We start from the raw sequence: 3,167 nt of genomic DNA, 5'->3' as shown, positions 1-3,167 counted from the left end.
CCGAACTACAACCACACCGCCCCCGAACACCACCACCCCGCACGCGAAACGACGGCGGGTAGTGACCCACGACACGACATCACGCGTCTACGAGCAAAAGCGCCAGCGCTACTTCGCGCAGCGAGCTACCGCTGCTCCGCAAGCGCCTCGTGCCGGCCCGGCGTCAGCGGGGCTGCTAGCCCACGAGGCCTATCACCTGTCACATCGCCCAGAATCCGACCACCGCCGAGCAGGACGTGCTGCACCGGCTCGCCCGCTGCACCGCGATGGTGATCATCTGGAACGACCTCGCCTGCGGCGCCCCGAGGCCGCGACCGTGGGGACGTCCATCATTAGCTTCACCCAGTCGGGAAGGAGCCGTCCGGGCTGAGGCCTGCGGTCAGGATCTGGTCGGCGTTCGGCACTCTGCCTTGGCACGCTCGGTCGGCGAGGACGGCGGCGGCGAACGAGTCGCCGGTGGCTATTCGGGTGCCCAGTTCGGCGAGGTCGCCTTGGTCGGATAGTTGTTCGGCCAGCGTCGTGGGGGCCCACCTATCGGGGGTTTGGGCGCTGTCCTCCTCGACCAAGCCGCGGAGTACGGTCACAGCGTCGTTCACGGGGCCCTTGGCCAGCAGGAGTTCGACCAGTTCCTGGCGTGCGGTCTGGTTGCCGGTGTCGGCCAGGCGGCGGAGCTGATCGGTCAGCCCAAGCCTGCCCAGTTGCCGCGGCAACCACGTGTCCGCCCAGCCGCTCGTGTGCTTGAGCAGCTCCAACACCTCCGCCCACCGGTTCTCGCGGGCGAGCTGGTCTGCCAACAGCGTGTCAATCTGGGTTCGTGCCACGAACGAATCTATGTCGGCCGCCCGCAGCCGGGGCAGCAGCGTCAGCAACTCCGCGGACCGCCCCCGCTCGGTCATGCACATCGCGAAGTGCTCCCAGCGCGAGGTGGACTCGTCCCAACCGGTCGGCCGCAGCAGCACCTCCACGACCTCGTCCACCCGGCCGTGCTCGACCAGGGCACCGATCAACCGCTTGCTCGGTGCGCTCGGCACGAGGTGAGCGCACCTGGCGGCGTCGCGCGCCAACGCCTCGTCCACCCTGCCGCCCGCGAGAAGCAGCTGGTGCTCGCCAACCTCGACAAGGAGCTCTACCCCGCCGTGAGGTTCGGCAAGGGCGGTCATCAACTACTACCAGGCCGCTAGTTCGTATCCGCGGCTTGGAGCGTGTCGAGGCCGCCGTTGAAGCGGCTACCACCACGCGCCCGTAGTGTCGGCGTCCGTCGTGACGTTTCGGACCGTGGTGTGCTCGTCGTGTTTCGTCCAGATGAGGTTCGCTCCAGAGAGGTTCGCGCCGGTGAGGTTCGCCGCGCCGAGATCCGCTTCGACGGGATTCGAGTTGACGAGGTTCACGCGGGAGAGGTCGGCACGGCCGAGGGTCGCTTCGGCGAGGTCCGCATGGGAGAGGTCCGCGTGTGAGAGGTCCGCGTCCTTGAGGTTCGCGCGGATGAGTTTCACTCGCGCGAGGCTTGCTTTGGAGAGATTCGTCGCCGAGAGATCCGCCTCGGCGAGGTAAACCCGGGGAGTTTCGCTGTCGCGAGTAGCGCGTAGGTGAGGTTCGCTTCGGCGAGGTTCGATTCGGAGAGGTCCGCGTCGACGAGAAACGCACGGGAAGGTCCGCGTAGGAGAGGTCCGAGCGCGGGAGGAGCGCGCCCTCGAGCTCGACGCCATTGAGGAACGTTACCTGTAGGGAGACATCAGCACTGTCGTCGTGACGGGGATCGCGTCGGGCGAGCACGGTAGGCGCCGCCTGGACATCGACTCCCGGGGCGACCGGCGTGGGCGGGCATCCGTCTTCCGGACTGACGGCCACCACCACGCCCCTACGGACGCGGCGGCGACGGTCAGCGTGGACCTGTACGGTCATGACAGGGTCTGTCGACTACTGCCTGGTAGAGGTGTTGCGTTCGGAGTGGATGGTGAGCCGTCGGTCGCCGAGTAGCCAAGGAGGTCGTTCGTTCGAGCATCCAGCGGTGGCGACCGAGCTTTCGCTGGTTTCGTTACCTGTGCCGGCAGCCAGCGGCTTGAGCGCGTAAGAGTCGGCTGGCGTGAGCGGGCGAGACACACCAAGTACTCCCGCGCCCACGACCACAAGGGCGGCGCCACCATTTGTCACATGGAATCGACTGACCACACCCACTGATCGGACGGCTTGGCGCCTGTATCGATCAGTCCGCGACAGCTCCTTCGGTGGAACGTGGGCGGCGCGAGTCGGAGACTCCTGTCGGCCTGGGTATGGCGCTCCTTGGTCCTCCGTGTTGAAGGAGGGTGAGGGTTTGCCCATGCGATGCTGATGGGCATGGAGTTCTTCTTGCCTGTGACAGCTGAGGACGAGTACGAGCAGCGCTACGCGGAGCTGGCCCGGTTCGCCGGGGCGTCCGTGCCGGTGCCCGAAGCACGGTTGTGGGCAGTCCAGTGGGAGAGCCGGGGTGAGGTCTGGGAAGCCACCGTTGGTGAACTACTCGTCCGCGTCAGGCCGACGCCGAGGGTGCAGGACGGTGCGGCGGTCATGGCGATCTTCCCCGGCGACCCGTATCTGATCGTGACGTCCGCGCAGCCGCTCACGTCACTGCGTAGCAGCTGGCACAACCCGATCAACGCCGGCATCCCTCCACAGGTCAGGAAGACAGTTCCCTTCGACGTCTTGTGAGGCGGGGCCGCGTCGATGTCGTGGCTTCGCTCCGGCTGCGGCTGGCAGTTCCGGCGAGCGGACAGCACTCGTAGCTGGGACGCCTGTTCATGTCACTCGTGGACGGCCAGGTGTGCGGGTAGGTGGCGATGTCGAACCCATCTGTCGGGCCGCGGGCCAGGCTGAAGAACCCGGCGGTCACGAGGCGCTCGAGTTCGAGATCACCGTCGAGAGAGTGCGTGAGGTCCGCGTGCAGGACGGTTGCGATGCCTCGTTCAGCTGCCGAGATCTGACCTCAGAGGCGGGTGACCACGTTGTGGCGGCCGAGCCGCATCGCCTGGTTCACGTCGGAGGCCCACGAGAACAGCTGGCTCAGCAGTTGCGGCGGTGGTGGCTGCTCCTGGCGTCGACGCACGAGCTGTCGCCGACGGTGAGCCCGCAGGTTCTCCTGCCAGCGGAGCGGGTCTGGCTTGCTGAGAATCCGGTGTGAAACTCGGGATCGC

At 67.0% G+C, this 3,167-nt stretch carries 4 protein-coding genes and 2 pseudogenes; 2 read left to right on the top strand and 4 right to left on the bottom strand.

Annotated features, from left to right (window positions below; all coding sequences use genetic code 11):
• Window positions 1-338: 338 nt before the first annotated feature.
• Window positions 339-1,031: a hypothetical protein gene (locus tag BU204_RS37630; protein WP_143230050.1), complete on the bottom strand. Its 693-nt coding sequence runs from the start codon at window positions 1,029-1,031 to the stop codon at window positions 339-341.
• 3 nt (window positions 1,032-1,034) lie between these two features.
• Here BU204_RS37630 and BU204_RS40500 point away from each other — a divergent pair, with 3 nt between their 5' ends.
• On the top strand, window positions 1,035-1,181 hold the full coding sequence (locus tag BU204_RS40500; protein WP_158073581.1) for a hypothetical protein: 147 nt from the start codon (window positions 1,035-1,037) through the stop codon (window positions 1,179-1,181).
• A 45-nt stretch (window positions 1,182-1,226) separates the two neighbouring features.
• Here BU204_RS40500 and BU204_RS42365 read toward each other — a convergent pair.
• Window positions 1,227-1,535 (bottom strand): annotated as a pseudogene (locus BU204_RS42365) (pentapeptide repeat-containing protein); the annotation flags it as partial.
• A pseudogene (locus BU204_RS42360) lies at window positions 1,490-1,633 on the bottom strand (hypothetical protein); the annotation flags it as partial. The pseudogenes BU204_RS42365 and BU204_RS42360, both read right to left, overlap by 46 nt.
• Window positions 1,634-2,322: 689 nt before the next feature.
• On the opposite strand from BU204_RS42360, the gene BU204_RS37620 reads away from it, so the two are divergent.
• Complete coding sequence (locus BU204_RS37620) at window positions 2,323-2,685, top strand: hypothetical protein (protein WP_075130551.1); 363 nt, start codon at window positions 2,323-2,325, stop codon at window positions 2,683-2,685.
• Between the two features lie 274 nt (window positions 2,686-2,959).
• Here BU204_RS37620 and BU204_RS41790 read toward each other — a convergent pair.
• Window positions 2,960-3,167: hypothetical protein (locus BU204_RS41790; protein WP_233161066.1), on the bottom strand; the 208-nt coding region annotated here is incomplete at its 5' end.

It is taken from the genome of Actinophytocola xanthii (genome assembly GCF_001921205.1).
In the GTDB taxonomy this organism is placed as follows: Bacteria; Actinomycetota; Actinomycetes; order Mycobacteriales; family Pseudonocardiaceae; genus Actinophytocola; species Actinophytocola xanthii.
This window is presented reverse-complemented; position numbering and strand designations above follow the sequence as displayed.